The following is a 1,240-nucleotide window of genomic DNA, read 5'->3' as shown; positions in this document are numbered from 1 at the left end:
CTGATAGACCGATACCGAGCATCAGATATTCAATATCGGCTCTTGTGAATTCCCTTGTTGCTTGATTGGTATGGTAAACGTTTATCCAACCAGCTTTAGATGCCAATCCGTTTTTGCCTAATTCTGCTACTTCCGGCTCTAAAGAATATTTTTGTTCTGTCATTATGCTGCTCTCACTATGTAGTTAAATGCGATATTGCGGGGGCGGGTTTCTGCGCCGACAACACCGTTGTTTGTAAATACATCAAAATCACTACCGTTGTTCGTGAACGGTAATTTTTGCTGTGAATCGTTATGATATGATCCGTTGTGCCCACGACTGCTAGTTGCGCCGAAGTCTCCTCCGTATCCACCGCTACCGCTGACATGTCGGTGCCATTGAACTTGCTGTGGCTGCCACGACAAAACCCCACGACCACTATCTACACCGCGTCCATCATCCCAACCACGAATAAACTCCCCCCGCAAATCGGGTAATGCGCCTGATGGATATGCTGCCGCTAATTGCGGATATAGGGATTTATTAAATGCCTGGCCGTTGCACGCAAGATAACCTGATGGAGGATTAGGTTGCGGCCACGGGATGGGTGAGCCAACTGGGTGGGTATTGACTAAGCCCCCATATCGATTTTTGTTAACATGCAAAAAATAGGCGTACAGATCTCCGCTGGCATTAACATATATTTGACCCGTATCATAGTTAACGTATCCGAAGTTAATCCCTTTTGCATAACTATCTTTTTGAGCTGAAAATACACCCTGGTACTCATTTCCTGGGGAGGTACCGGTAAAAGCCGTCATCCCAGGAAGCGCCCCCACATCCCCGGCACTCAGACTGATATCCTCAGTTAGAGTCTTACCGTTTACTTTTCGACTGCTCGGTACAGCATTATTAGCTTTTTTCTCAATAGGTGTAATATCGTCCATATAAACACATTCACCCCCCGGTCTTTCTCCATCGGTATTAGAAAATTGCGCAAACAGTCGCCCATATGAGTTAACCCAGATCTGGCCATAGTCGTTATCACCAATGCTGACTCCTCGGGCATAATGAGTAGATGTGCTACCTCTAAACGGGCCGTTATATCCCAGTGTTGGTATTTCATCAATGGATCTCAGCATGGGATAAGCCCCCACATCCCCGGCACTCAAACTGATATCCCCGACCAGAGATTTTCCGTTAATTCTCCTGCCACTTGGCACCGCATTATTCGCCTTTTGCACCGTTTCCACCAAACCA

General features: G+C 46.8%; 1 protein-coding gene. It reads right to left on the bottom strand.

What is annotated here, in order from left to right:
- Positions 1-162: 162 nt before the first annotated feature.
- On the bottom strand, positions 163-1,236 hold the full coding sequence (locus ABR397_RS22670; RefSeq protein WP_407072902.1) for a tail fiber protein: 1,074 nt from the start codon (positions 1,234-1,236) through the stop codon (positions 163-165).
- Positions 1,237-1,240 lie beyond the last annotated feature (4 nt).

The organism is Photorhabdus viridis (assembly GCF_040256935.1).
Classification (GTDB): Bacteria; Pseudomonadota; Gammaproteobacteria; order Enterobacterales; family Enterobacteriaceae; genus Photorhabdus; species Photorhabdus viridis.
The sequence above is the reverse complement of the archived record's forward strand: the minus strand, read 5'-3'. Positions and strand labels throughout refer to the sequence as shown.